This is a genomic window from Kitasatospora sp. NPDC058184 (assembly GCF_042883725.1).
Classification (GTDB): Bacteria; Actinomycetota; Actinomycetes; order Streptomycetales; family Streptomycetaceae; genus Kitasatospora.
This window is the reverse complement of sequence record NZ_JBHVVE010000004.1, coordinates 433,889-455,704: the sequence shown is the minus strand read 5'-3', so window position 1 is coordinate 455,704 and position 21,816 is coordinate 433,889. Positions and strand designations below refer to the sequence as shown.

The following is a 21,816-nucleotide window of genomic DNA, read 5'->3' as shown; positions in this document are numbered from 1 at the left end:
CCCCACAACTCCATACCGGCCGCTCGAACCCGCGCGGGAGAGCCCGGAGTGCCGCTCAGGCACAGCCGGCGCCGAAGGAGCAAGTCCTCCCCGGAATCTCTCAGGCACCCCTACCGCACGGGTTAGGCACATCTGGAAAGCGGCGCCCGGCCCTGTCGTGCGCCCACCCACGGTGCAAGCCGTCATGCTGTCCCCCAAGCTGGAAACGGCTGCGGGCGGCGGGGCGGTGAAGCTCTCAGGTTCGACGACAGATGGGGAGACCCACGCCGCCGCATGCCCGCGCGCAGGGTCGGCCCCCCAGCGGGTCCGGTCCGGTGCGTGCACCCCTGAGTGCCCCGACCGAGGAGTTCCTGGCCATGTCGTCCCTCCGCCTGACCGCGCTCGACGCGCTGCACCGCGCCCTCGGCGCGACCATGACCGACTTCGCCGGCTGGGACATGCCGCTGCGCTACGGCAGCGAGCGCGAGGAGCACCTCGCCGTCCGCACCAAGGCCGGCCTGTTCGACCTCTCGCACATGGGCGAGATCACCGTCACCGGCCCGCAGGCCGGCGAGATGCTGGACCACGCCCTGGTCGGCTTCGTCTCCGCGCTGGGCGAGCTGCGCGCCCGCTACACCATGATCTGCGCCGAGGACGGCGGCATCCTGGACGACCTGATCGTCTACCGCCTGCGCGAGGACGCCTTCCTGGTCGTCGCCAACGCCTCCAACGCCCAGCTGGTCCTCGACGAGCTGATCGCCCGTGCCAAGGGCTTCGACGCCGTCGTCACCGACGACCGCGACACCTACGCGCTGATCGCCGTCCAGGGCCCGGAGGCCACCGGCATCCTGGCCGACACCACCGACGCCGACCTGCCCGGCCTGAAGTACTACGCGATCCTCCCGGCCTTCGTGGCCGACCGCGAGGTGCTGCTCGCCCGCACTGGCTACACCGGCGAGGACGGCTTCGAGATCTTCTGCCACCCGGCCGACGCCGAGCCGGTCTGGCAGGCGCTGACCGCCGCCGGCGCGGACCGCGGCCTGGTCCCCTGCGGCCTGTCCTGCCGCGACACGCTGCGCCTGGAGGCCGGCATGCCGCTGTACGGGCACGAGCTGTCCACCGACCTGACCCCGTTCGACGCCGGCCTGGGCCGGGTCGTCCGCTTCGACAAGACCACCAACGAGGGCGCCTTCGTCGGCCGCAAGGCCCTGGAGGCGGCCGCCGCCGCGGCCGAGACCAACCCGCCGAAGGTGCTGGTCGGCCTGGTCTCCGACGGCAAGCGGGTGCCGCGCGCCGAGTACACCGTGGTCTCCACCGAGGGCGAGCCGATCGGCCGGATCACCTCCGGCGCGCCGTCCCCGACCCTGGGGCAGCCGATCGCGATGGCCTACGTCGACGCCGCCCACGCCGCCCCCGGCACCACCGTCGCGGTGGACGTGCGCGGCAAGCACGAGCCCGTCAGGGTCGTGGCGCTGCCGTTCTACAAGCGCGCCCGCTGACCCCTCGCACGCCCCCCGTTTTCCCATACGCGCACGTCGCAGCCGTCCGCGCGGCGGCCCGCTTCGTCGTACCCGCTTCCCATCCTGGAGAATGACGCCATGAGCAACCCCCAGCACCTTCAGTACACCAAGGAGCACGAGTGGCTGACGGCCGCCGTGGACGGTGTCTCCACGATCGGTATCACCAAGCACGCCGCGGACGCGCTCGGTGACATCGTCTACGTGCAGCTGCCCGAGGTCGGCGAGACCGTGACCGCCGGCGAGACCTGTGGCGAGCTGGAGTCCACCAAGTCGGTCAGCGACCTGTTCTCCCCGGTGACCGGCGAGGTCACCGAGGTCAACCCGGACGTCCTGGACAACAACGCCCTCGTCAACAGCGACCCCTTCGAGGGCGGCTGGCTGTTCAAGGTGCGCGTCGAGGCCACCGACGAGCTGCTCAGCGCCGACGAGTACGACGCGCTCACCAACCCCCAGGGCTGAGCCCCCGACGGGACGGGCCGCCGCACCGCGGTCCGTCCCGCCCTGGCCCCTTTCCCTCCTCCTCCCGGGAAGACCACACCATGACTGTTCTCAACCAGTCCCTGCACGCCCTCGACCCGGAGATCGCCGCCGCGGTCGACGCCGAGCTGCACCGCCAGCAGACCACCCTGGAGATGATCGCCTCCGAGAACTTCGCCCCGGTGGCGGTCATGGAGGCCCAGGGCTCGGTGCTCACCAACAAGTACGCGGAGGGCTACCCCGGCCGCCGCTACTACGGTGGCTGCGAGCACGTCGACGTGGTCGAGCAGATCGCGATCGACCGCATCAAGGCCCTGTTCGGGGCCGAGCACGCCAACGTCCAGCCGCACTCCGGCGCGCAGGCCAACGCCGCCGCGATGTTCGCGCTGATCCAGCCGGGCGACACCATCCTGGGCCTGAGCCTGGCCCACGGCGGTCACCTGACCCACGGCATGAAGATCAACTTCTCCGGCAAGCTCTACAACGTGGCCGCGTACCACGTGGACGAGAAGACCGGCCAGGTCGACATGGCCGAGGTCGAGCGCCTCGCCAAGGAGCACCAGCCGAAGCTGATCATCGCCGGCTGGTCCGCCTACCCGCGCCAGCTCGACTTCGCCGCGTTCCGCCGGATCGCCGACGAGGTCGGCGCGCTGCTCATGGTGGACATGGCGCACTTCGCCGGCCTGGTGGCCGCCGGGCTGCACCCGAACCCGGTGCCCTACGCGGACGTGGTCACCACCACGACCCACAAGACCCTGGGCGGCCCGCGCGGCGGCGTCATCCTGTCCAAGGCCGAGTTCGCCAAGAAGATCAACTCCGCGGTCTTCCCCGGCCAGCAGGGCGGCCCGCTGGAGCACGTGATCGCCGGAAAGGCGGTCGCCTTCAAGGTCGCGGCCTCCGAGGAGTTCAAGGAGCGCCAGCAGCGCACCCTGGACGGCGCCCGCATCCTCGCCGAGCGCCTGCTCCAGGCCGACGTGGCCGAGGCCGGCGCCAGCGTGCTCTCCGGCGGCACCGACGTCCACCTGGTCCTGGTCGACCTGCGCAACAGCCAGCTCGACGGCCAGCAGGCCGAGGACCGGCTGCACGAGGTCGGCATCACCGTCAACCGCAACGCCATCCCGAACGACCCGCGCCCGCCGATGGTCACCTCGGGCCTGCGCATCGGCACCCCGGCCCTGGCCACCCGCGGCTTCCAGGCCGAGGACTTCCGCGAGGTCGCCGACATCATCGCCGAGGCGCTCAAGCCCGCCTTCGACGAGACCGTCGCCGACGCGCTGAAGGCCCGGGTCTCCGCCCTGGCCGCGAAGTACCCGCTCTACCCGAACCTCTGATCACTCCGGTGATCGTTCGGGCGGGGTGACCGGCCTCACCCCTCCGGCGTACCAGGCACCCCGGGGCACCGCGCACACTGGAAGTGCGCGCGGTGCCCCGTCCCGTGTCGGCCCCTCCCTGCCCGCAAGTCCTTCCACGAGACCAGACAAGGACGTCCCCCGTGGCCATCAGCGTCTTCGACCTCTTCTCCATCGGCATCGGCCCGTCGAGCTCCCACACCGTGGGCCCGATGCGCGCCGCCCGGATGTTCGCCCGCCGACTGCGCACCGAGGACCTGCTGGACCGGGTGACGGGCGTACGGGCCGAGCTGTACGGCTCGCTCGGCGCCACCGGCCACGGCCACGGCACCCCGAAGGCCGTCCTGCTCGGCCTGGAGAACGCCTCGCCCCGCACCGTCGACGTCGACCAGGCCGACAAGGACGTCGAGCGGATCCTCGCCGAGAAGCGGATCAACCTGCTCGGCGAGCACCCGATCGACTTCGACCCGGACACCCAGCTGATCCTGCACCGCCGCCGCTCGCTGCCGTACCACGCCAACGGGATGACCCTGTGGGCGTACGCGGCGGACGGCTCGACCCTGCTGGAGAAGACCTACTACTCGGTCGGCGGCGGCTTCGTGGTGGACGAGGACGCGATCGGCGCGGACCGGGTCAAGCCCGACGACACCGTGCTGAAGTACCCCTTCCGCACCGGCGACGAGCTGCTGCGGCTCAGCCGGGAGACCGGGCTGTCGATCTCCGGCCTGATGCTGGAGAACGAGAAGGCCTGGCGCAGCGAGGAGGAGATCCGGACCGGTCTGCTGGAGATCTGGTCCGTGATGCAGGAGTGCGTGCGGGCCGGCATGTCCCGCGAGGGCATCCTGCCGGGCGGGCTGAAGGTCCGCCGCCGGGCCGCCTCGGGTGCCCGCGCGCTGCGCGCCGAGGGCATCGGGCCGGCCAACGCGATGGAGTGGGTGACCCTCTACGCGATGGCCGTGAACGAGGAGAACGCCTCCGGCCGCCGGGTCGTCACCGCGCCGACCAACGGCGCCGCCGGGATCATCCCGGCCGTCCTGCACTACTACCTGAACTTCATCCCGGGCGCCGACGACGACGGCATCGTCCGCTTCCTGCTCGCCGCCGGCGCCATCGGCATGCTCTTCAAGGAGAACGCCTCCATCTCCGGCGCCGAGGTCGGCTGCCAGGGCGAGGTCGGCTCCGCCTGCTCGATGGCCGCGGGCGGCCTCGCCGAGGTCCTCGGCGGCACCCCCGAGCAGGTCGAGAACGCCGCCGAGATCGGCATCGAGCACAACCTCGGCCTCACCTGCGACCCGGTCGGCGGCCTGGTCCAGATCCCCTGCATCGAGCGCAACGGCATGGCCTCCGTCAAGGCCGTCACCGCGGCCCGGATGGCGCTGCGCGGCGACGGACGGCACCACGTCTCGCTGGACAAGGCGATCAAGACGATGAAGGAGACCGGGGCCGACATGAAGATCAAGTACAAGGAGACCTCGCGCGGCGGGCTCGCCGTGAACGTCATCGAGTGCTGAGCTGACCGGCTTTTCCGCAGGCCCCCGGGCGGTCCCCCGTTCCGCCCGGGGGCCTGCGCGTGCTCCGGATCACCCGGCCGTGGCCGCCTTCGCGGGGGTGTCGGCCGGCTTGATCTCCCTGGCCGCTCCCTGCCGCGGGCGGACCAGGCAGGCGAGGGCCGTCGCCGCGGCCGCCAGCAGCACCCCGCCCACGACCGTGCCGTGCAGGCCGCCGGTGACCGCCGCCCCGACGGCGTCGCGGACGGCCGCCGGGAGCCCGTCGAGGGAGGCCGGGGTCAGCCCTCCGCCGGTGAGCCGGCCGGCCTCGGCGGACCCGAGGCGCTCCGTGAGGGAGTCGGTGAGCCGCGCCGTGTAGACCGCGCCGAGCGCCGCCATGCCGAGCGAGCCGCCGATGCTCCGCAGCAGCGTGACCACGCCCATCGCCGCGCCCATGTCCTGCGGCCGGACCGCCCCCATCGAGGTCAGCAGGGTGCTCTGCATCACCAGGCCGAGACCGATCCCGGCGACGGCCGTGAGGGCCGAGGCCACGGCGATCGGGGTGTCGGTGCGCAGGAGCAGCAGCAGCGCGCCGCCGGCCAGGGTGACCGCGCCGCCCAGCAGCGGGTAGCGCCGCTCGCCGCCGGGCCGGCCCATCAGCCGCGCCGTCACCAGCTGGGTGCCCATCATGCCGAGCATCAGCGGCAGCAGGAGCAGCCCGCCGGCGGTGGGCGAGGCGCCCCGGGCCAGCTGCAGGTAGAGCGGCAGGTAGCCGACCAGGGCGATCATCACCGCGCCGGTGAGGAAGCCGAGCACCTGCGCCACCGTGAAGTTGCGGTCGCGGAACAGCGCGGGCGGGATCAGCGGCCCGGGGGCGCGCAGTTCGGTCCGGGCGAACCAGCCCAGCGCGACCACCGCGACGAGCGCCGTGCCGAGGAGCACCGGGGAGGTCCAGGAGTAGGCGGTGCCGCCCCAGCTGCTCACCAGGGTGAGCGCGAGGATGCCGGTGGTCAGCAGGGCGACCCCGGCCCAGTCGAACGGGGCGCGCACCCGCTCCGTCCGCAGCCGTACCCCGACGCCGACCGCGAGCAGCGCGACCAGCCCGACCGGCAGGTTGACGTAGAAGGCCCAGCGCCAGCTCAGCCGTTCGGTGAGGAAGCCGCCGAGCAGCGGTCCGCCGACGAAGGCGATCGGCATCAGCACGCCGACCACCGACTGCACCCGCGCCCGGTCGGAGGCGGGGACGAGCACCCCGATCACCGAGAGCGCGCCGACCATCAACCCGCCCGCGCCGATCCCCTGGAGGCCCCGGAAGGCGATCAACTGCCCCATGTCCTGGGCGAGTCCGGCCAGCACCGAGCCGGCCAGGAACACCACCACCGCCCACTGGTAGGCGCCCTTGCGCCCGTACAGGTCGCCGAGCCGGCCCCAGAGCGGGGTGGCGGCGGCGGAGGTCAGCAGGTAGGCGGTGACCGCCCAGGAGAGGTGCTCCAGCCCGCCGAGGTCGCCGACGATGGTCGGCAGCGCGGTGCCGATGATCTGGCCGTCGAGGGCCGAGAGGAAGATGCCGAGCATCAGTCCGACGACGCCGAGCAGCGGCGGCTTGGGCCGCTCGTCGGCCTGCTCCTTGTTCTGGCCCCCGCTCTGTTCCGTGGCCATGCCGTCCGCCCCCTTCCCCGGCTCAGGCCGCGAACGGGCGGGCCCGGCGGGCGTCCCGCAGTGCCTGCGCCCACCAGGTGAGCTGGTCGAGCATGGTCTTGGCGGCGGTGTCGGCGGCCGGGTCGATCGCCTTGCCCTCGGCGTCGAAGCACTGCGAGGCGCCGTGGAAGCTGACCGTGTTGCGGATCGTGGCGGCGTTCAGCTCGGCCATCACCACCCGCAGCTGCTCGACCGCCCGCAGGCCGCCGGACAGGCCGCCGTACGAGACGAAGCCGACCGGCTTGCCGTGCCACTGCCGGTTGTGCCAGTCGATGGCGTTCTTCAGCGGGGCCGGGAAGCTGTGGTTGTACTCGGGCGTGACGATCACGAAGGCGTCGGCCGCCTCCAGCCGGGGCGACACGGCGGCCAGCAGCGCGGCGTCGTCCGGGGAGAGCTCGCCGCCGAAGGACGGGAAGGTGACGGGCAGCGGGGTCTCCACCAGGTCGATCCGGTCGGCGGTCAGGTCGCCGCGCGCTTCGAGGTGGCCGAGCAGCCAGTCGGCGACCACCGGGCCGAAGCGGCCGTCGCGGGTGCTGCCGACGAGGACGGCGACCTTCAGGTTCTGCTCGTTGGACGTCCGCTCGTTGGACTTCTGCTCGCTGGACTTCTGCTCCGTGGACATGGGAGTCCCCCTCCGGGATGGCTGGTGTGTACGGCGTATCCGTCTCGAATACAACGTACACATCGACGTGTACGGCGTCCACTGCCGATACGCCGTACACAGGAGGGTGCTACGGTGGGACCGACCCCCAGTCGGAAGGAGCCCGCCCCCATGCCCGCTCAGCAGGCCCCCACCGGGGACACCCCCGCCGGCGACGACAGGCCCCCGGCGTCACTCTGGGAGCGCCTGGACCGCCCGGCCCCCGCCCCGCGCACCACCCTGACCCCGCAGCGGATCGCCGAAGCCGCCGTCGCCGTCGCCGACGCCGAGGGCCTGGACGCCGTCACCATGCGCCGACTGGCCGCCGAACTCGGCGTCGCCCCGATGGCCGCCTACCGGTACGTCTCCGGCAAGGACGAACTCATCGAGCTGATGGTCGACTTCGTCTACGGCCGACTCCCCCTGGACGCCGCCCCCGCCGAGGACTGGCGGGAGACCATGCGCGCCCTCGCCCTCCACCTGCGGGCCATGCACCTGGCCCACCCGTGGACCGTCCGGGCGGCCACCCCGTTCTCCCTCAGCCCGAACCAACTCGCCGTCCCCGAGCACGCGTTCGCCGCCCTGGCCGAGCACGGCCTGGACGCCGACACCACCATGGCGGTGTTCCGCACCGTCACCGGCTACGTCCACGGCTCGGTCACCACCGAGGTCACCCTGGACACCCTGCGCCGCGAGCGCGGCTGGTCCGACGGCGACCAGACCCGGGCCGGCCTCGCCCCCCGGATGACCTGGCTGATGGGCACCGGCCGCTACCCCAACTACCAGCGCTACCTCCACGCGGCCACCCGCAAGGACGACCCCGACTGGCAGTTCGAAACCGGCCTCGACTGCGTCCTCGACGGCATCGCCGCCCACTTCGCCCTCTGACCGGTCCGCTCACGGAGTGGGAAGTCGGCCGGTCCAACTTCCCACTCCGCCCTTCCTACCTGCCGGCCGCCCCGGCCCCCAGCCGCGCGGCGACGGCACCCAGCCGGCCCATCGCGTGGGCCACGCCCAGGCCGTCCATGTAGTCCCGCACGTGCACCAGCAGGCCGTCCCGGGCGCGCATCACCAGCAGGCCAGGCACGGTGAACGGCTCTCCGGTGGTGGCGAGCGTCCCGACCACCTGCTGCTCGACGGTCAGCACCTCCGGGTCGGCCCCCGGGTGGACGGCCACCTCCCGGATCTCCCGCGGCCGCGCCGCACTCGCACCCCAGGCGGCCCGGTAGCCGGCCCGGATCTCCTCCCGCCCCCGGTACCGCTCCGGCATCCCGGGGAACAGGAACGGGAACTCGTGCACCCCGTCCTCGGCGTACAGTTCGGCCAGCGCGTCCGCGTCCAGGTCGAGCATCGCCCGCCGGTAGCGGACGAGCAGGTCGAGCGGGCTGGGTGTGCTGGGCGGGCTGGGCGTGGCGGAATCCGGCATGACGGCGGCCCCTTCGGCAGCGGACGGGGACGCCAGGATCCCTCTGCGGCAATCGACTTGGCCCCCGCGCATCGATCGATGGCCCCAACCCTAGCCGCCGCCGGGAGGCGGGCCACCTCGCCCTGCCCCCGATCCACCGACCGTTCAGCCGCCGCGCCCCAGCAGGCTTCGCCCGGCACCGAGGGGCCGTCCTCGGACCCCCGGAATCGGCACCTGCGAGTCCTGCGCTCCGTTCACGGCCCTCGGTCAACCAGCCGCGCTGCACGGGAAGTCGGCCGGTCCGACTTCCTGTGCGGCGGCAGCCGCCGACAACGCCTACCCGGCCGGCCGCTCGCCGGCGAGGACCAGGCGGTAGCCGTAGTCCATGCTGTCCCGGCCGAGCAGGTCGGCGTACCGCCGGTGCCACGCCCCCGAGGCGAGGTCGGCCCGCAGCCGTTCGACGGCCGGCTCGACCACCTCCGGCGGCAGCTGCGCGAAGGTCGAACTGGCCTGCCGGACCACCGAGTCCAGGTAGTGCTCGGGCCGCCGCCAGTGGGCGATCTGGAAGCCGTCGGTGAAGTCCCAGGGAACGGGGAAGGACAGCACGGTGTGCGCGTCCAGGGCCTCCACCACCTGCTCCAGCGGCGTGAAGCGGGAGTCCTCCAACTCCCTGATCTCCGGCAGGTAGTCCTCCAGCAGCCACAGCTGCGGCCGGTGCGCCGGGTCCCAGGTGAACACCGCCTGCCGCCGCGCGACCCGCCGCAACTCGGCCAGCCCGCGCCGCTGGTCCGACCAGTGGTGGACGGTCAGGACGGCCATCGCCGCGTCGAACGCCCCGTCCTCGAAGGGCAGTTGCTCGGCCGAGGCCTTGACCTTCCGCTCCTCCGGATGCTGGTCGAGCATGACCTGCGACGGGTCGACGGCCGTGACCTCGGCGTCCTCCGGCTCGTACGATCCAGCCCCCGCACCGACGTTGACCACCGTGCGCGCTCCCCGCAGCGCCGACCCGATCAACGCGTGCAGCCGCGGATCGGGCCGACGGACCTGCCGGTACCCGACGCCGATCCGGTCGTACCTCGCCGTCCGGCTCTCCTGCCCCGTGTGTCCCATCCGACCAGCCCATCAAACGGGACCACCGGAGGCAACCGCTTCGCGTGAACCCGCACCGACGGGGGAGGCCGTGGCGGTACCGTCGGCCGCATGACCGAACTCAGCGACTGGACCTACGTGGTGACCGACATCGAGGTGGACGGCCCGTGGCCGGGACCGAACTCGATGCGGTCCTTCGCGTCCGTGGCCACGACCATGGACGGCCGGACCTTCGGCGAGTTCGAAGCCGTCCTCGAACCGCTTCCCGGATCGGCCCCGAACCCGCGCACGAAGGAGTGGTTCGACTCCGAGCCGGGCGCCTGGGAGGCCGCGACGACGAACCCGGAGCCCGTCACCGACGTCATGACCGGGTACGTCGAGTGGGTCCGGTCCCTACCCGGCCGGCGGGCGTTCGCCGCGGCACCCCTGTCGTTCGACGGAACCTGGATCGACTACTACCTGCGCCGGTTCACCTCCTTCGGACTGCACCAGGGCCCCTACGAGCAGGATCTCCTCTTCCACGGCCCGGCCCTGTGCCTGCGCTCGTACACGGCGGCACTGACCGGCCGACCGCCCGCGGACCTCCCGGCACCGGCACTGCCCCCGCACTGGCTCGGCGGCGTGCGGCACACCCACAAGGCCCTCGACGACGCGCGCGGCTTCGCCGAGCTGCTGCACTTCCTCACCCGGAACTCCGGGACGCCCGCCATCACCTTCGACACCTGAGGACCACCCCGCGACCACCGGTCCCCGGTCACGCCTCCGGAAACGGCGGAGCATCCCTCCTTCCCCCCACCACGAGTGCCCCGAGGCCCTCGCGCGAGAAGTCGGCCGGTCCGACTTCTCGCGCAGACCAACACTCCCTACCACCACCCCGGAAGCACCAAGAAGGCCAACCCCCGGCCAGAACAGCGAGCCCGCAACCGACCGGCCCGCCAGGACAACCCTCCGCGCGGCCGCCTCCAAGCCGGGCTGCGGCCGACAGCTCGCCGCCCCGATCCCCCGTCGCATCCCACAGCTCACCCCGGCGGCCCCCGGAAACCGCCCCAGCTGCCTTCCCCCACCGCGAGTAACCCGGGACCCGCGCGTGAGAAGTCGGCCGGCCCGACTTCTCGCGCAGACCAACACTCCTACCGCCACCCCGGAAGCACCAAGAAGGCCAACCCCCGGCCAGAACAGCGAGCCCGCGACGGCAATCTCGCCCTCGCAGACCAGGTGGGGCGCCCCGACCAGTTCGAGCAGGAACGGGACCCTAGAAGCCATCGCCTCGCCGACAACGAACCCCAGCGCGCAGACGGCATCGGCCAGTTCACCTACAGCCCTGCGGGCCGCGCCCTCGTCCCGGTAGGCGATCCGGGACAGCAACAGGGGAACGCGGTCGGCCGGAGCCCCCTTCGCATCACGCGGTTCTCCCCAGCTGACCCCGAAAACCGCCCTCCGCAGAGTTCCCGCACCGCGAACGAACCGGGGCCCTCGCGCGAGAAGTCGACCGGCCCGACTTCTCGCGCAGACCAACACTCCCTACCGCCGAGCCGGGAGCATCAGGAAGGCTAGCCCTCCGGCCACGACGGCGAGCCCGCGACGGCGACTCGGCCTTGCGGACCATGTGCGGTGCCCCGAGCAGGTCGAGTAGGAACGGCACGGACGACGAACCTCAGCGGGCGTACGGCATCGGTCAGTTCACCGACAGACCTGCGCCCCCACAGGCGATCCGGGACAGCAGCCGGGGAAAGTGCCCGGCCACATCGCGCGGTTGTCCCCTCGGCAGCGTTCCTGCAGTGCGAGCACCCCCGGGGCCGCTATCGGCGGGCTGGGAGGGCCAGGAAGGCCAGGCCTCCGGCGAGGATGGCGAGGCCGTACCAGGAGGCGGTGGGCAGGCGTTCGTCGAGGGCGGCTACGCCGAGTACCGCCGCGACGGCGGGTTCGGCGAGGGTCAGGGTGGTGGCGGTCTGGGCGGTGGTGTGGCGTAGGCCGTGGCCGAAGAGCCAGTAGGCGAGGAAGGTGGTGATCACCGCGAGGTGCAGCACCACGCCTGCCCCGCGCGGCGTGAGCAGCCAGCCCGTGGGGCCGCACAGCAGTACCGGGAGGACGATCAGCGCTCCGCCGCCGAACATCGCGCCCATCACCCCGCCGGAGGGGTGTCCGCCGGCGATCAGCCGCCCGCCGATCAGCGAGTAGACGGCGTACGAGAGTCCCGAGAGCGCGGCCAGGAGCACGCCCGGCAGGTCCACCGTCGTGCCGCCCCCGGCGAGTTCGGGGCCGAGCACCAGGAGGGCGCAGCCGAGTACGGCCAGCGCGGTGGCCCCGGCCCAGCGTCCGCCGGGCCGTCCCTGTCGGGTGAGCCAGCCGAGCAGTCCGGTGAACACGGGCGCGCTGCCGAGCGCGATGACGGTGGCGACGGCCACGCCGGTACGGCTCACCGCCGGGTAGAAGGTCACCGGGTATCCGGCGACCGCGATGGCGCCGGCCGCGAGCAGCCACCGCTCGTGCGGTCCGCACTCGCGGGGCAGTACGCGGGCGGTGCGGTCGGTGAGGAAGAGGAGCAGCCCGCCGAGGACCAGCCCGGCGGCTCCGATTCCCGCGGCCGGGGCGCCTGCGGGTGCCAGTGAACTGGCCGTCCCGGTGGTGCCCCAGAGCACGGCGGCGGTCAGGATCGGCGCCACGCCGCCGCGCGGGCGGGTACGGCGGGCGCGGCGGGGGGCCGTGGGGAGGGTGCGGGCAGGTGAGGACAAACGATTCGGCACAGTCGTGAACTTCCGTCGTCGAAGACCGTCAGGGGAACGGGTTTCCGAGAACGGGCGCACGCCGCCAACCCACGGCGGCCGCTGTCGGGCCGAGCCGGGGTCGTGGGGGGTCAAGCCACCGAAGCGCGCGCCCGATCAGGCGCTGAGCGGTGGCAGCACGACGTGCCAGTACAGGTTCACGCGTCGATGGTACCGACCGGCGGGCGTGAGAAGTCGGCCGGTCCGACTTCTCACGCGGCGAGGGCCGTTGACGCGTCCTCACCCCGCAGGAACGGTCTCCTCGCGGCAGTCGCGGGGTTCGGGGCGCAGAACGCCTGACCGCCCGCCCCACGCGCCCCCGGGAGGCCGTCACGCCCCTCCCGGGGGCGCGTCTCCTCGGCCGTGCAACCACCGGCGGCCCGCCCTCGACTTCCGGACCGTAGCGGACCGTTCATTCCTCCCTACGCTGAGTGTCGACCCCATCGGCCCACCGGAAGGACCCGCTCGTGCGCCGCTCCAGCCTCGTGCTGTCCCTGGCCCTGACCACCGTGGTCGCCTCCGCCCTGATGGCCGCCGACGTCGTGAAGGACGAGCCCTACCTGTCGGTGACCCTGCCGGTGCTCCGCGATCCGAAGGCCCAGCAGTTGCTCCACCACATGACGGACCCGGTGCAGGAGTGGGTGGAGTCCCGGGATCCGGCGGCGGCCGGCTACGCCGGGACGGTGATCGACGCGGCGAACCAGCACGCCGACATCTACTGGAAGGGCGAGACCCCGGCCCAGGTCCGTTCCCTGCTGGACGCGAACGCCGCGGACGTCGGCCCCGGCTACACCGTCGACGTCCATCCGAGCCCGTACTCCCGCGCGGAGATGCGCGCCGCGATCGACCGGTTCACGGCCGCGGTGGCGCGGGACGCGTGGACGTCGATCGGCCCGCAGGAGGACGGCACCGCCATCGCGATCACGTACGCGCCGGCGCCGGCGAAGCAGCTGACCGGCGGCGACGCGACCGTGCAGGCGTACTCCTCGCGGGCCGCCGAGATCGCCGGGATGCCGGTGTCGGCCGGCGTCGAGGAGACACCGGTGGCGCTGTCCGGCAACCGGCACTCCGACAGCGCGCCGTACTACGCGGGCGCCGAGGTGAACACCGGAAAGGCGTCGTTCTGCTCGACGGCGTTCAGCGGCTGGAAGGGCGGGACGAAGGTGGTGCTGACCGCCGCGCACTGCGGTGGCGGCCGGTACTACAACGGCACCGGCAGCTACATCGGCGACCTGGCCGCGGTCGGCAACGGCCTGGACGTCGGCATGATCGCGGTCAACGGGAACGGCGGCGGCCGGTTCTACGACGGTTCCTGGTCGGACAACGGCGGCTCGTCCCGGCACACGTACGGCGCCGGGCGGAACAACGTCGGGGACCTGATCTGCCTGAGCGGCGCCCAGTCGGGGTGGAGGTGCGACGTGCAGGTCAAGCGGGTCGACGTGGAGACGACGAACGACGAGGGCACCAAGATCAAGCCGGTGGACATCGCGGAGTCGAAGGGCGGCGACCGGCGGGCGGTCGCCGCGAAGGGCGACAGCGGCGGCCCCGCACTGGCGAACCCCTCCGGCCCGAACGGCGACATGGAGGCCCGCGGCGTCATCGTCGCCGCCAGGTCGGAGGTCGCCTGCCCGCCCGGATCGACGGCGCACCAGACGACCTGCTACGCGCAGGTGCTGTACGTGCCGATGACGCCGGTGGTCAACCAGATGGGCTTCTCGATCTCCTGAGGGCGTCATCGACGCGCCCCGAAGCGCGAGAAGTCGGCCAGTCCGACTTCTCGCGCAGGCCCCTCAGGTGGAGAGAGGGTCAGCGGCGGTGACGGCGCCCCTGGCCGCGTCGTCGGCGAACACGGCGAGCACGGCGAACTCGGCGCGAGCGGACGCCACATCCGCCGCGAAGCCCTCGTCCGGCCCGAACCGCCGGAGAACGTCGTTCAGCGCGGCTCCGTTGCCCGAGGGGGCGGCCCGACCAGCGCGACGCGGCGGCCGCCCCGGGCGTGAGCGCCGGGGCTCCTTGGCAGGTCGCACGGTCACCGCGCGGCCGGGTGCAGGCCGACGATGGGCCATCTCGGGCCGGTGTCCGGGGCGCCCTGCCAGGCCCACTGGGAGCCAGGGGTGACGGTGATGCCGTAGTCGTACAGGTCGGGGCGGCCCAACGCCTCCCACTGGGACCAGGCGGCCAGCACCTCGTCGCCGAGGCGGCGCGGCCCGCCCTGGAGGAGCTGCGGCAGCTCACCGTCGCTCCGTGCGACGAGGGTGGCCCATGACCGGTGGCCGTCGTGGATCCAGGCGTTGGTGCCGTCGGCATCCCGGGCGGTGAGCAGCACGGCGTCCGGGACGGCGACGCGCAGCGCGAACCGGAGGTGCCAGTCCTCCAGGCCGACCGGGTCGCGGTTCAACGCCCTGCTGGTCTCGGGTTCGGTGTCACCGCGCACCTGCGCGTAGGCGGCGGGCCCACCGTCCGGCTGGGCCGGAGCGTGCCGGTCGCCCATGAACTGGGCCAGGCCCTGGACCCAGCCGGTGGCGGACTGTCCGTCGTCGGCGACGGTGAGGGCGATGTGTCCGAGCCGGCCCCAGGGGTAGACGATCCGTCCGCCCGGTCGTACCGCCTTCACCCAGGACCAGGGGACGGTCTCGACGGCGTAGGTGGCGTGCAGCCGGTCGACCTGGCCACCCCCCGGCACCCCGCCGTCGGTGCCGTCGCCCGCCGTCACCTCGGCGTCGAGCCCGGCGACCGCGAGCCGGGTGCGGGCGGACGCGGCCAGGCGCTCGTCGACTTCGGTGCCGACCACCAGGCCGGGCCCGGCCCGCCAGGCGGCCAGTGCCGCCGTCCAGCCCTGGCCGGTGCCGAGGTCCCACACCCGGTGCCCCGGTTCCACGCGGAGGCTGTCCAGCATGTCCGCCACCACGGAGGGCGCGGACAGCGACGAGGACGGCCGGCCGCCGTCGAGCTGGGTGACGGCCGCCGAGTAGACCCCGGAGTACAGCTCGTCCGCCCAACCGGCCGGATCCACCGCGCGGTCGACCGGCACGTAGGCCCGACCGTCCCACCGCCACAACCGGTCCGGCGCGAACCGGTCACGCGGCAGTACGGCGAAGGCGTCGCGTAGCCATGGCGAGTCGACCGGCCACGCCCCGCCCCGCTCCATCGCCGAGTCCAGGCGCGTCCGGCACGCGGCCAAGCCCTCGTCAGCGGCCACTACTTGCGGTGCTTTCCGTCGGACGGCGGCTGGGGCGGGACCTCGCCATCGGCGTTGCCGGGCGGGGGCGTTCCCTGCCCGGGGTCCGGCGGCGGCTTCTCGTGCTCACCCATCGTGGCTTCCCCTTCGGTCGGGTGCAACGGTCGGCAATCACTCTGGCGCGGCACCGCACCAGGAGGTAGAGGCGTGCGGGAGCTGCCAGGGGCGCGTGCGCGCAGGAAGTCGACCCGGCCGACTTCCTGCGCATCAGGCCCGTGACGTGTCAAAACAGGGATGCTTGCGTCCGCTCGGCTTCGCCACCCTTGCCATCATCGTCCCCCCGCGCCGCCACGGCGCTGGCAAAATCGTCGCCGATGTACGGCCCGCCGCCGTAACTCCCGCCGAGGTACCGCCGCTCGCGGTTCTCCTCCTGGCGCGGCTTGAAGTCGGCGAGGGCGAACAGCTCCGTCTCGCCGTGCTCGTTCTTCTCCACGAACCAGACCTGGTCCCGCCGCAGGACGTCCTCGCCGTCGGTTCGGCCGAGCAGGCTGGCATCGTGCGAGGTGAAGATCAGCTGAGCACCGTTCGGGTTGGTCGCGGAATCCTGGAACAGCCCGATCAGGCGCGCTGTCAGGCGGGTGGAGGCTCGAATCGATCTCGTCCACCACGAAGGTGCCACCCCGACGGAGCGCCCCCATGAAGAGAGGTGCCTGCCGCAGGAGGGCCTGGGTGCCCTCGGACTCCTCGGAAACGTCCATCCTGACGATCCCGTCGCGCCCGCGATGGCCTATCCAGGGGCGCATGACCTCACGCGGTCCGTGCTCTTCGAGTTCCTCCAGCCGCCATGGCGGAATGCGCGTACCGTAGCGCTTCCGCAGCTCTTCCTCGTCGAGCAGCACGCGCTCCGTGCCGCATTCCGCGATCCCGAGGTCTGCGGCACGCAGGAGCGCGACGAACTCAGGGTGCCGGTCCGGGTTTTCGAGGATCCGCGCTGTACCGATGCGGCCAGGGCCCTGCATTCGCCGGCTGAACTGGAGGCTTCGGGCGAACCAGTCGTACACCGGGCGGAAGTCGTCCTGCCGGGAGCGTGCCGCGAGGGACATGAAGAGGACGTTGGGCTCGGTGATGTTCTCGACCAGCTCCAGCTCTCGCCGGTGCTGCGAGTCACCGATCTCCAGCCCGTCGACCGAACGCTCGAAGATCTTGCGCTTCCTGCCGTGGGGGAAGCTGTGCAGCCATTCGTCGACCACCCGGTCGTCGTCCACGCTGAACCCGTAGGTGTAGCGGATCCCGTCGATCAGCAGGTCCACCACGTACCAGGACGGTTCCCCGCGCGCCGCCTCTTCGAGCCGGAAGGGTTGACGGGCCACGCCCCCGTCCGGCTCCGCGTCGCGATGCGAGCTGACGACCGTCCTGGTCATGTACACCAGGGCATCGATGATCGAGCGGTGGCATCTGTGATCCCCCCTTCGCGGGCTGTGGGGCCTTTCTGTGCAAGTGAACAGACCTCACTCGCCGAGGCCCCCGACCGGCGCGAGAAGTCGGCCGGGCCGACTTCTCTCGCGGCCGGCGGATGGCCGCGCCACCCACGACGGCCCCGGGTGTTCCGTCCCGTGAGGTTGGGGATGCGGGTGCCACCGGTGGCGTCGGCGCCGCGAAAACCCCGGCGGGCCTTGCGGGCGCTGCCGTAGGATCCGGGCCCGTGCAGAGTGACGATACGACCGGGTCCGAGAGTGCCCAGGGGGCCGAGGAGCCCAGCGGCCTCCGGGCGATCTGGGCGAACACCCTGGAGCCGGTGGCTCCGCTGCCCTGGTACCGGCGGGTGCCCCGCAACGCCCTGATCGCGGCGGGCGTGGTCGTCGGCCTGTTCGCCGCGGTGACCGTCGCGGCGGTGACCGGGTTCGGCGCGCCGACGCGGCACCGGATCGTGCTCGCGGACCGGATCGGCGACCAGGTGCGGCTCCCGGACGACGACAGCGTCCTGACCCTGCGCGCCGACTACGAGCGGCAGATGACGGCCCTGCGGCCGTACCGGGAGCTGACGGTGGCCGGCTACGGCGCCGCCGGGTCGACCGAAACCACGCTGACCGTGATCGGGCTGACCGGCAGCTTCCCGGACGTCCGGCGGGAGCTGGACAAGTACTTCGGCACGGAGACGCAGACGGCGGGCGCCCCGTCGGACGACCCGGTGGTGGTCGGGCGCCAGGACTACCCGGCCGGCCCCCTCGGCGGCGCGCTGGACTGCGCGGTGATCGAATCCCCGGCCGCGTCCCTGGCCACCTGTGCCTGGGCGGACGGCAACACCGTCGGCATCGTCGTCGACGAAACGGGCGCCGGCAAGCCCGGGGAACTGGCCCGGCGCACGCTGGACATCCGGGCGGCCGTCGAGGTCGAGGAGAAGGACTGATCGACGGTCCGGCCGGAATCGTCGGACACGACCTGGAGCCGCTGAGATGAAACCCAACCTTGTGGACCCGTCGACGGTCACCACGGAGATGGCCGTGCAGGTTCGCACCTGGCGGGTCGACGAGGAGTTCAGTTGGCGCGCCGTGGCCCGGGCCGCCACCGACCTGTGGGGCTCCGGGTACGGCAGCAACCAGCTGTACGGCCGGGACCTCTGTGCGGCCGCCGCTCACGTGCTGGGCGAGGACCCGGACCGGGAACCGTGGAACTGACGCCCCCACCACGGGGTGAGCGCGAGAAGTCGGCCCACCCGACTTCTCGCGCGGCCGGCGACGGGACCGGCGGCGGGGACGGTCAGTCCCGGTGCGGCTCCGGGGACCACCGGCCGAGCCACTGGTCGGCGCCGAAGGCCTCGAAGCGCTCCACCTCGGCGAAGCCAAGCTTCGCGGCGAGGCGCATCGAGGGGAGGTTGGCGGTCTGGGTGGCGAGCACCACAGGCTCGCCGGGCAGCACGCCGGTGAACCAGTCGAGGACCGCCGCGCACGCCTCGGCGGCGTAGCCGCGACCCCAGGCCTGCGGCAGGAACAGGTAGCCGAGTTCGGCCTGCTCACCGACCCGGCCGAGGCGCCCCGCCTCCTTGCGGAGCAGGACCTGGCCGATCGTCTCCCCGTCGAGATCGACGGCGAAGACCCCGGGGCTCCGGCTGGGCGCCCCGGGCATCTCGCGCTCGACCTCGTCCCGCGGCTTGGGGCCACCGAGGTAGGTGTTCACCTCCGCCGAGGCCAGCAGCTCGACGAACGCCGCACGGTCCCGGGCCTCGGGCTCGCGGAGTACGAGCCGCTCGGTCCTGATCGGGGCGGGCGGCCAGGGCAGCGGGCGCATACAGGTCTCCTGATCCTCTCGGGCGCCGGTTGCCGACGCCGTCGAAGATCAGGACGCGCTCCGGCGGAGCGCCAGTTGCGCGTCTCCGCAGGTCGCGGGCTCAGCCGTGCGGGTTGGCCGGGGTGGGGAGGGCGAGTTCGCACCAGACCGTCTTGCCGATGTAGCCGTCACCGCGCAGGTGGGCGCCCCACGACGTGGCCAGGGCGGCGACGAGTTCGAGGCCCCGGCCGGACTCGTCCTCCGGGGTGGCCTCGCACGGGGTCGGGAGGGTGGAGTTCGCGTCCGAGACCTCGATCCGGAGCAGGGAGTCGGTGGGGAGGAGAACGCGGACACCGATCATCCGGTCACGCGGGGAACGGGCGTGGCGGCAGGCGTTGGTGACGAGTTCGCTGAGGAGGATCAGCCCGGTCTCGGCGGAGTCGATGGGCACCTCCCACTCGAAGGCCTGCCGGATGAACCGGATACGGGCACGGCCGGCGCTACGGGGGAGCCGGGGGAACATCCACTCGACGACGTCGGCGGGCTGAGTGAGCATCAGGGTCCTTGGGTGTGTACGGACGGCGTCACTCGGGAGAGCTGAGTTCGGCCATTTCACCCTTCGATCGTCGGCATCCAGGCATAGCCTCAACAGTTACACCGCATGTACAGCGACAGCTTGACCGCCCTGTGACCAGGGCAGGGAGGGGTACCGGCCGTGAGCGTGCCGAAGGAGAACCCGATGTCGTGGAAGTACTGCGGCGACCAGCTCAAGCGGTGGCGGGCGACGGCGGGCGTGACGCGAGAACAGTTGAGCCAGGCAGCCAGCTACGACATCGAGAGCGTCCGGTCGATGGAGGCAGGGAGGCGGCGGCCAACGCTCAAGGTGCTTCAGGCGGCGGATGAACTGTGCGACGCGAAGGGGATGCTGGTGGCGGCCGAGCCGTATCTTCTCCCCGAGACCAAGCCAGCGCGCAGTGATGTCTTCTTCGACGTCGAGAAGGAGGCGATTGCCTTCTACTTCTATGAGGCCCTCTACATCCCGGGCCTGCTGCAGACCGAGAACTACGCCAGGGCGGTACTCAGTCGCCACTTGCCACCCGTGGACGACGCCACCGCTAAAGAACGCCTGGCATTCCGTCTCAAGCGGCAGGATCTGCTCGCGAAGCCCGAGGTGATGTTCAGCTTCACCATTTACGAAGCAGCCCTTCACACCTCCGTCGGCGGCAGGGAGGTCATGAAGGAGCAGCTTCACCGGCTGCTTGACTTCGAGGACTCACGCAACACGCGGGTCCAGATCGTACCCACCGGAGAGCTACCCCCTACCGGCCTCTCGGGATCGCTCGTCATCTTGGAAACGGTCAACAACGAGCAGTATGCGTATGTTGAGACACATGAAACGAACGCACTCCACTCCGAACCACAACTCGTAGGCAGGCTCAGCCGACGCCACGCAATGATCCGCGCGCAGGCGCTGAACGCGAAGGAATCGGCACAGCTCGTCCGAAAGACACTGGAGCAACTATGAACACCACCAAACCGTGGCTCCGCTCTAGCTACAGCGACCACGACGAGGGCAACTGCGTCGAGGTCGCCGCCTCCCCCTCCACCATCCACGTCCGCGACTCCAAGGACAAGGCCGGCCCGACCCTCACCTTCTCCCCCGAAGCCTGGTCCGCCTTCATCGCCTTCGCCTCCGAAGCTCAAGCAGCACGAGCCGAGTGACCCCTTAATGGAACGGTGAGGTAACTACCTCCCAACCACCCTCGCACGCAGCACATATGACTTATCGTCACGACTACACCACAGCCGGTTCCCCCGTGTAGCGTGCGCACCAACGAAACAACCCCCGCCGGTGCTACCAACACCGAACGGGGGTCTGACCGGCACGATCGATCGGACTCGATCCTGTGGCTACCCACGACGATACCGCCATGGCCACCCCTGGGTACGGCAAGCAGTCCGCCCCGGAGCAACTCCCCCGCTCCGCGCGCGACTTCGCCCACCTCCCGGCCCGCGAGGCCTACCTCGCCTCGCTCATCGACCGCCTCCCCGACGGCGCCGCCATGGACGCGAAGACCCTCGCCGTCCTCCAGCCCCACTACGGGCAGATGGCCTGCCGCTCCGCCCTCACCAAGCTCTCCACCGCAGGTCACCTGCGCCGCGTCCGTGAGCGCCTCGACTCCCGCCAGTGCCGCTGGGTCTTCCGCACCTACTTCTCCCGGACGCCCCGCTCCGACGGCTGGTGGGCGCACTTCCTCTCCACCGGGGAGGCGTCAACGCCCGCCGCACCCGATCCCCCCAGGGAGCGAACGCTCAACCGCACCTCCCCCACCTCGGCCGCCTACGCCGCCCTCGCCGGCCTCGGCCTCGTGGACCCCCGCCTCGCCCTCTCCGCCGCCGACTGCGCCGCGCTCGAACCGCTGGCCGCCGAGTGGCTGGACCGGGGCACCACGCTCCCCCTCTTCACCGCCGCGCTCACCGCGAACCTGCCGCCGGACATCCACAGCCCGGCGGGCTTCACCCGGCGCCGCCTGATCGACAAGCTGCCACCCGAGCGCCCGCAGTCCCCGCGACCCCCGCAGCCGGTCCCCATCCCCGAGTGCACCGACTGCCGCACCCCCTGCCGCCCGCACGCCCTCCTCGGCGGCCTCTGCCGCGCCTGCCGCAGCACCCCCGGCGCCCCACCGGCCGCACCACCCCGCCCCGGCACCCTCTCCCCGGCCGCCGTCCACCGCCACGCCGCCCGCGTCAGGGGCGCGCTCCGGCGGGACAGCGCCCCGCCCCTGCCCCTGCGAGCCCCTTGATACCGAGCCCCCGGCAGACCTCGCCGTCACAGGCAAGCAGGCCCGTGATCATGAATATTCACAGGCGGCAGCGTTAACCTATGCAAAATCCAAAGGTGAACTACGTAACATGCCTTGCATTCGAAGTCATCCGGTTTGCCCGCATGCTGAGATCCATGCGATAG

At 72.2% G+C, this 21,816-nt stretch carries 21 protein-coding genes, 1 pseudogene and 1 riboswitch; of the genes and pseudogenes, 12 read left to right on the top strand and 10 right to left on the bottom strand.

What is annotated here, in order from left to right; all coding sequences use genetic code 11:
- Positions 1–24: 24 nt before the first annotated feature.
- A riboswitch (glycine riboswitch) is annotated at positions 25–126 on the top strand.
- A 230-nt stretch (positions 127–356) separates the two neighbouring features.
- The 4 genes from gcvT to ACFVXH_RS10565 all read left to right on the top strand — a co-directional run bounded on the left by gcvT (position 357) and on the right by ACFVXH_RS10565 (position 4,836).
- On the top strand, positions 357–1,478 hold the full coding sequence (gene gcvT, locus ACFVXH_RS10580) for a glycine cleavage system aminomethyltransferase GcvT (RefSeq protein ID WP_049649097.1): 1,122 nt from the start codon (positions 357–359) through the stop codon (positions 1,476–1,478).
- A gap of 99 nt (positions 1,479–1,577) precedes the next feature.
- A complete protein-coding gene (gene gcvH / locus ACFVXH_RS10575) occupies positions 1,578–1,958 on the top strand; it encodes a glycine cleavage system protein GcvH (RefSeq protein ID WP_049649096.1) in 381 nt (126 codons plus the stop codon).
- 80 nt (positions 1,959–2,038) lie between these two features.
- Complete coding sequence (glyA, locus tag ACFVXH_RS10570) at positions 2,039–3,307, top strand: serine hydroxymethyltransferase (protein ID WP_049649095.1); 1,269 nt, start codon at positions 2,039–2,041, stop codon at positions 3,305–3,307.
- A 161-nt stretch (positions 3,308–3,468) separates the two neighbouring features.
- A complete protein-coding gene (locus tag ACFVXH_RS10565) occupies positions 3,469–4,836 on the top strand; it encodes an L-serine ammonia-lyase (protein WP_074001486.1) in 1,368 nt (455 codons plus the stop codon).
- Positions 4,837–4,905: 69 nt separating this feature from the next.
- Here ACFVXH_RS10565 and ACFVXH_RS10560 read toward each other — a convergent pair whose 3' ends face one another.
- Both ACFVXH_RS10560 and ACFVXH_RS10555 read right to left on the bottom strand, forming a co-directional pair.
- Complete coding sequence (locus tag ACFVXH_RS10560) at positions 4,906–6,471, bottom strand: MDR family MFS transporter (protein ID WP_387822125.1); 1,566 nt, start codon at positions 6,469–6,471, stop codon at positions 4,906–4,908.
- A 22-nt stretch (positions 6,472–6,493) separates the two neighbouring features.
- Positions 6,494–7,132 carry an NADPH-dependent FMN reductase gene (locus tag ACFVXH_RS10555; RefSeq protein WP_387822122.1) on the bottom strand — a complete coding sequence of 213 codons (639 nt, stop codon included), beginning with the start codon at positions 7,130–7,132 and terminating at the stop codon, positions 6,494–6,496.
- Positions 7,133–7,282: 150 nt separating this feature from the next.
- Here ACFVXH_RS10555 and ACFVXH_RS10550 point away from each other — a divergent pair, with 150 nt between their 5' ends.
- Complete coding sequence (locus ACFVXH_RS10550) at positions 7,283–8,038, top strand: TetR/AcrR family transcriptional regulator (RefSeq protein WP_387822119.1); 756 nt, start codon at positions 7,283–7,285, stop codon at positions 8,036–8,038.
- A gap of 55 nt (positions 8,039–8,093) precedes the next feature.
- Here the strand turns inward: ACFVXH_RS10550 and ACFVXH_RS10545 are convergent, their stop codons facing one another.
- Positions 8,094–8,576, bottom strand: coding sequence for a nuclear transport factor 2 family protein (locus tag ACFVXH_RS10545; protein WP_387822116.1), 483 nt, complete (start codon positions 8,574–8,576; stop codon positions 8,094–8,096).
- A gap of 315 nt (positions 8,577–8,891) precedes the next feature.
- Positions 8,892–9,665, bottom strand: coding sequence for a class I SAM-dependent methyltransferase (locus tag ACFVXH_RS10540; RefSeq protein ID WP_387822114.1), 774 nt, complete (start codon positions 9,663–9,665; stop codon positions 8,892–8,894).
- A 90-nt stretch (positions 9,666–9,755) separates the two neighbouring features.
- On the opposite strand from ACFVXH_RS10540, the gene ACFVXH_RS10535 reads away from it, so the two are divergent.
- Positions 9,756–10,370 (top strand): hypothetical protein, encoded by a 615-nt coding sequence (locus ACFVXH_RS10535; RefSeq protein ID WP_387822111.1) that lies wholly within the window; start codon positions 9,756–9,758, stop codon positions 10,368–10,370.
- Positions 10,371–11,443: 1,073 nt separating this feature from the next.
- On the opposite strand, the gene ACFVXH_RS10530 is transcribed toward ACFVXH_RS10535, so the two are convergent.
- Positions 11,444–12,307 carry a DMT family transporter gene (locus tag ACFVXH_RS10530; protein WP_387822108.1) on the bottom strand — a complete coding sequence of 288 codons (864 nt, stop codon included), beginning with the start codon at positions 12,305–12,307 and terminating at the stop codon, positions 11,444–11,446.
- A 566-nt stretch (positions 12,308–12,873) separates the two neighbouring features.
- Here ACFVXH_RS10530 and ACFVXH_RS10525 point away from each other — a divergent pair.
- Positions 12,874–14,133, top strand: a complete 1,260-nt coding sequence (locus ACFVXH_RS10525) for a hypothetical protein (RefSeq protein ID WP_049649075.1) — start codon at positions 12,874–12,876, stop codon at positions 14,131–14,133.
- A 302-nt stretch (positions 14,134–14,435) separates the two neighbouring features.
- Here the strand turns inward: ACFVXH_RS10525 and ACFVXH_RS10520 are convergent, their stop codons facing one another.
- From ACFVXH_RS10520 to ACFVXH_RS10510, 3 genes and pseudogenes are all read right to left on the bottom strand, one after another.
- Positions 14,436–15,554, bottom strand: coding sequence for a protein-L-isoaspartate O-methyltransferase (locus tag ACFVXH_RS10520; protein WP_387822105.1), 1,119 nt, complete (start codon positions 15,552–15,554; stop codon positions 14,436–14,438).
- Between the two features lie 313 nt (positions 15,555–15,867).
- Positions 15,868–16,263: an ATP/GTP-binding protein gene (locus tag ACFVXH_RS10515; protein ID WP_387822198.1), complete on the bottom strand. Its 396-nt coding sequence runs from the start codon at positions 16,261–16,263 to the stop codon at positions 15,868–15,870.
- A 16-nt stretch (positions 16,264–16,279) separates the two neighbouring features.
- Positions 16,280–17,005 (bottom strand): annotated as a pseudogene (locus tag ACFVXH_RS10510) (ATP/GTP-binding protein); the annotation flags it as partial.
- 281 nt (positions 17,006–17,286) lie between these two features.
- Here ACFVXH_RS10510 and ACFVXH_RS10505 point away from each other — a divergent pair.
- Positions 17,287–17,991 carry a hypothetical protein gene (locus ACFVXH_RS10505; RefSeq protein WP_387822102.1) on the top strand — a complete coding sequence of 235 codons (705 nt, stop codon included), beginning with the start codon at positions 17,287–17,289 and terminating at the stop codon, positions 17,989–17,991.
- Between the two features lie 46 nt (positions 17,992–18,037).
- Entirely contained in the window at positions 18,038–18,259 is a 222-nt protein-coding gene (locus tag ACFVXH_RS10500; RefSeq protein ID WP_074001478.1) for a hypothetical protein, read from the top strand.
- A gap of 82 nt (positions 18,260–18,341) precedes the next feature.
- Here ACFVXH_RS10500 and ACFVXH_RS10495 read toward each other — a convergent pair whose 3' ends face one another.
- The gene (locus ACFVXH_RS10495; RefSeq protein ID WP_380777389.1) at positions 18,342–18,869 is read right to left on the bottom strand and encodes a GNAT family N-acetyltransferase; all 528 of its coding nucleotides are present in this window, start codon (positions 18,867–18,869) and stop codon (positions 18,342–18,344) included.
- A 100-nt stretch (positions 18,870–18,969) separates the two neighbouring features.
- On the bottom strand, positions 18,970–19,404 hold the full coding sequence (locus ACFVXH_RS10490) for an ATP-binding protein (RefSeq protein WP_259316736.1): 435 nt from the start codon (positions 19,402–19,404) through the stop codon (positions 18,970–18,972).
- Positions 19,405–19,563: 159 nt separating this feature from the next.
- On the opposite strand from ACFVXH_RS10490, the gene ACFVXH_RS10485 reads away from it, so the two are divergent.
- The 3 genes from ACFVXH_RS10485 to ACFVXH_RS10475 all read left to right on the top strand — a co-directional run bounded on the left by ACFVXH_RS10485 (position 19,564) and on the right by ACFVXH_RS10475 (position 21,652).
- The gene (locus ACFVXH_RS10485; protein ID WP_387822098.1) at positions 19,564–20,373 is read left to right on the top strand and encodes a helix-turn-helix domain-containing protein; all 810 of its coding nucleotides are present in this window, start codon (positions 19,564–19,566) and stop codon (positions 20,371–20,373) included.
- Positions 20,370–20,570 carry a DUF397 domain-containing protein gene (locus ACFVXH_RS10480; protein ID WP_387822095.1) on the top strand — a complete coding sequence of 67 codons (201 nt, stop codon included), beginning with the start codon at positions 20,370–20,372 and terminating at the stop codon, positions 20,568–20,570. Before ACFVXH_RS10485 ends, ACFVXH_RS10480 begins: the two co-directional genes overlap by 4 nt.
- 209 nt (positions 20,571–20,779) lie before the next feature.
- A complete protein-coding gene (locus ACFVXH_RS10475; protein WP_387822092.1) occupies positions 20,780–21,652 on the top strand; it encodes a hypothetical protein in 873 nt (290 codons plus the stop codon).
- Positions 21,653–21,816: the final 164 nt, after the last annotated feature.

What these genes read in the sequence shown, in the direction of transcription:
- ACFVXH_RS10560 (WP_387822125.1), bottom strand. Translation starts at nt 6,471, where the DNA reads ATGGCCACGGAACAGAGCGGGGGCCAGAACAAGGAGCAGGCCGACGAG.
- ACFVXH_RS10540 (WP_387822114.1), bottom strand. Translation starts at nt 9,665, where the DNA reads ATGGGACACACGGGGCAGGAGAGCCGGACGGCGAGGTACGACCGGATC.
- ACFVXH_RS10550 (WP_387822119.1), top strand. Translation starts at nt 7,283, where the DNA reads ATGCCCGCTCAGCAGGCCCCCACCGGGGACACCCCCGCCGGCGACGAC.
- ACFVXH_RS10545 (WP_387822116.1), bottom strand. Translation starts at nt 8,576, where the DNA reads ATGCCGGATTCCGCCACGCCCAGCCCGCCCAGCACACCCAGCCCGCTC.
- gcvT (WP_049649097.1), top strand. Translation starts at nt 357, where the DNA reads ATGTCGTCCCTCCGCCTGACCGCGCTCGACGCGCTGCACCGCGCCCTC.
- ACFVXH_RS10520 (WP_387822105.1), bottom strand. Translation starts at nt 15,554, where the DNA reads ATGGAGCGGGGCGGGGCGTGGCCGGTCGACTCGCCATGGCTACGCGAC.
- ACFVXH_RS10535 (WP_387822111.1), top strand. Translation starts at nt 9,756, where the DNA reads ATGACCGAACTCAGCGACTGGACCTACGTGGTGACCGACATCGAGGTG.
- ACFVXH_RS10555 (WP_387822122.1), bottom strand. Translation starts at nt 7,132, where the DNA reads ATGTCCACGGAGCAGAAGTCCAGCGAGCAGAAGTCCAACGAGCGGACG.
- ACFVXH_RS10480 (WP_387822095.1), top strand. Translation starts at nt 20,370, where the DNA reads ATGAACACCACCAAACCGTGGCTCCGCTCTAGCTACAGCGACCACGAC.
- glyA (WP_049649095.1), top strand. Translation starts at nt 2,039, where the DNA reads ATGACTGTTCTCAACCAGTCCCTGCACGCCCTCGACCCGGAGATCGCC.
- ACFVXH_RS10500 (WP_074001478.1), top strand. Translation starts at nt 18,038, where the DNA reads ATGAAACCCAACCTTGTGGACCCGTCGACGGTCACCACGGAGATGGCC.
- ACFVXH_RS10495 (WP_380777389.1), bottom strand. Translation starts at nt 18,869, where the DNA reads ATGCGCCCGCTGCCCTGGCCGCCCGCCCCGATCAGGACCGAGCGGCTC.
- ACFVXH_RS10490 (WP_259316736.1), bottom strand. Translation starts at nt 19,404, where the DNA reads ATGCTCACTCAGCCCGCCGACGTCGTCGAGTGGATGTTCCCCCGGCTC.
- ACFVXH_RS10475 (WP_387822092.1), top strand. Translation starts at nt 20,780, where the DNA reads ATGGCCACCCCTGGGTACGGCAAGCAGTCCGCCCCGGAGCAACTCCCC.
- gcvH (WP_049649096.1), top strand. Translation starts at nt 1,578, where the DNA reads ATGAGCAACCCCCAGCACCTTCAGTACACCAAGGAGCACGAGTGGCTG.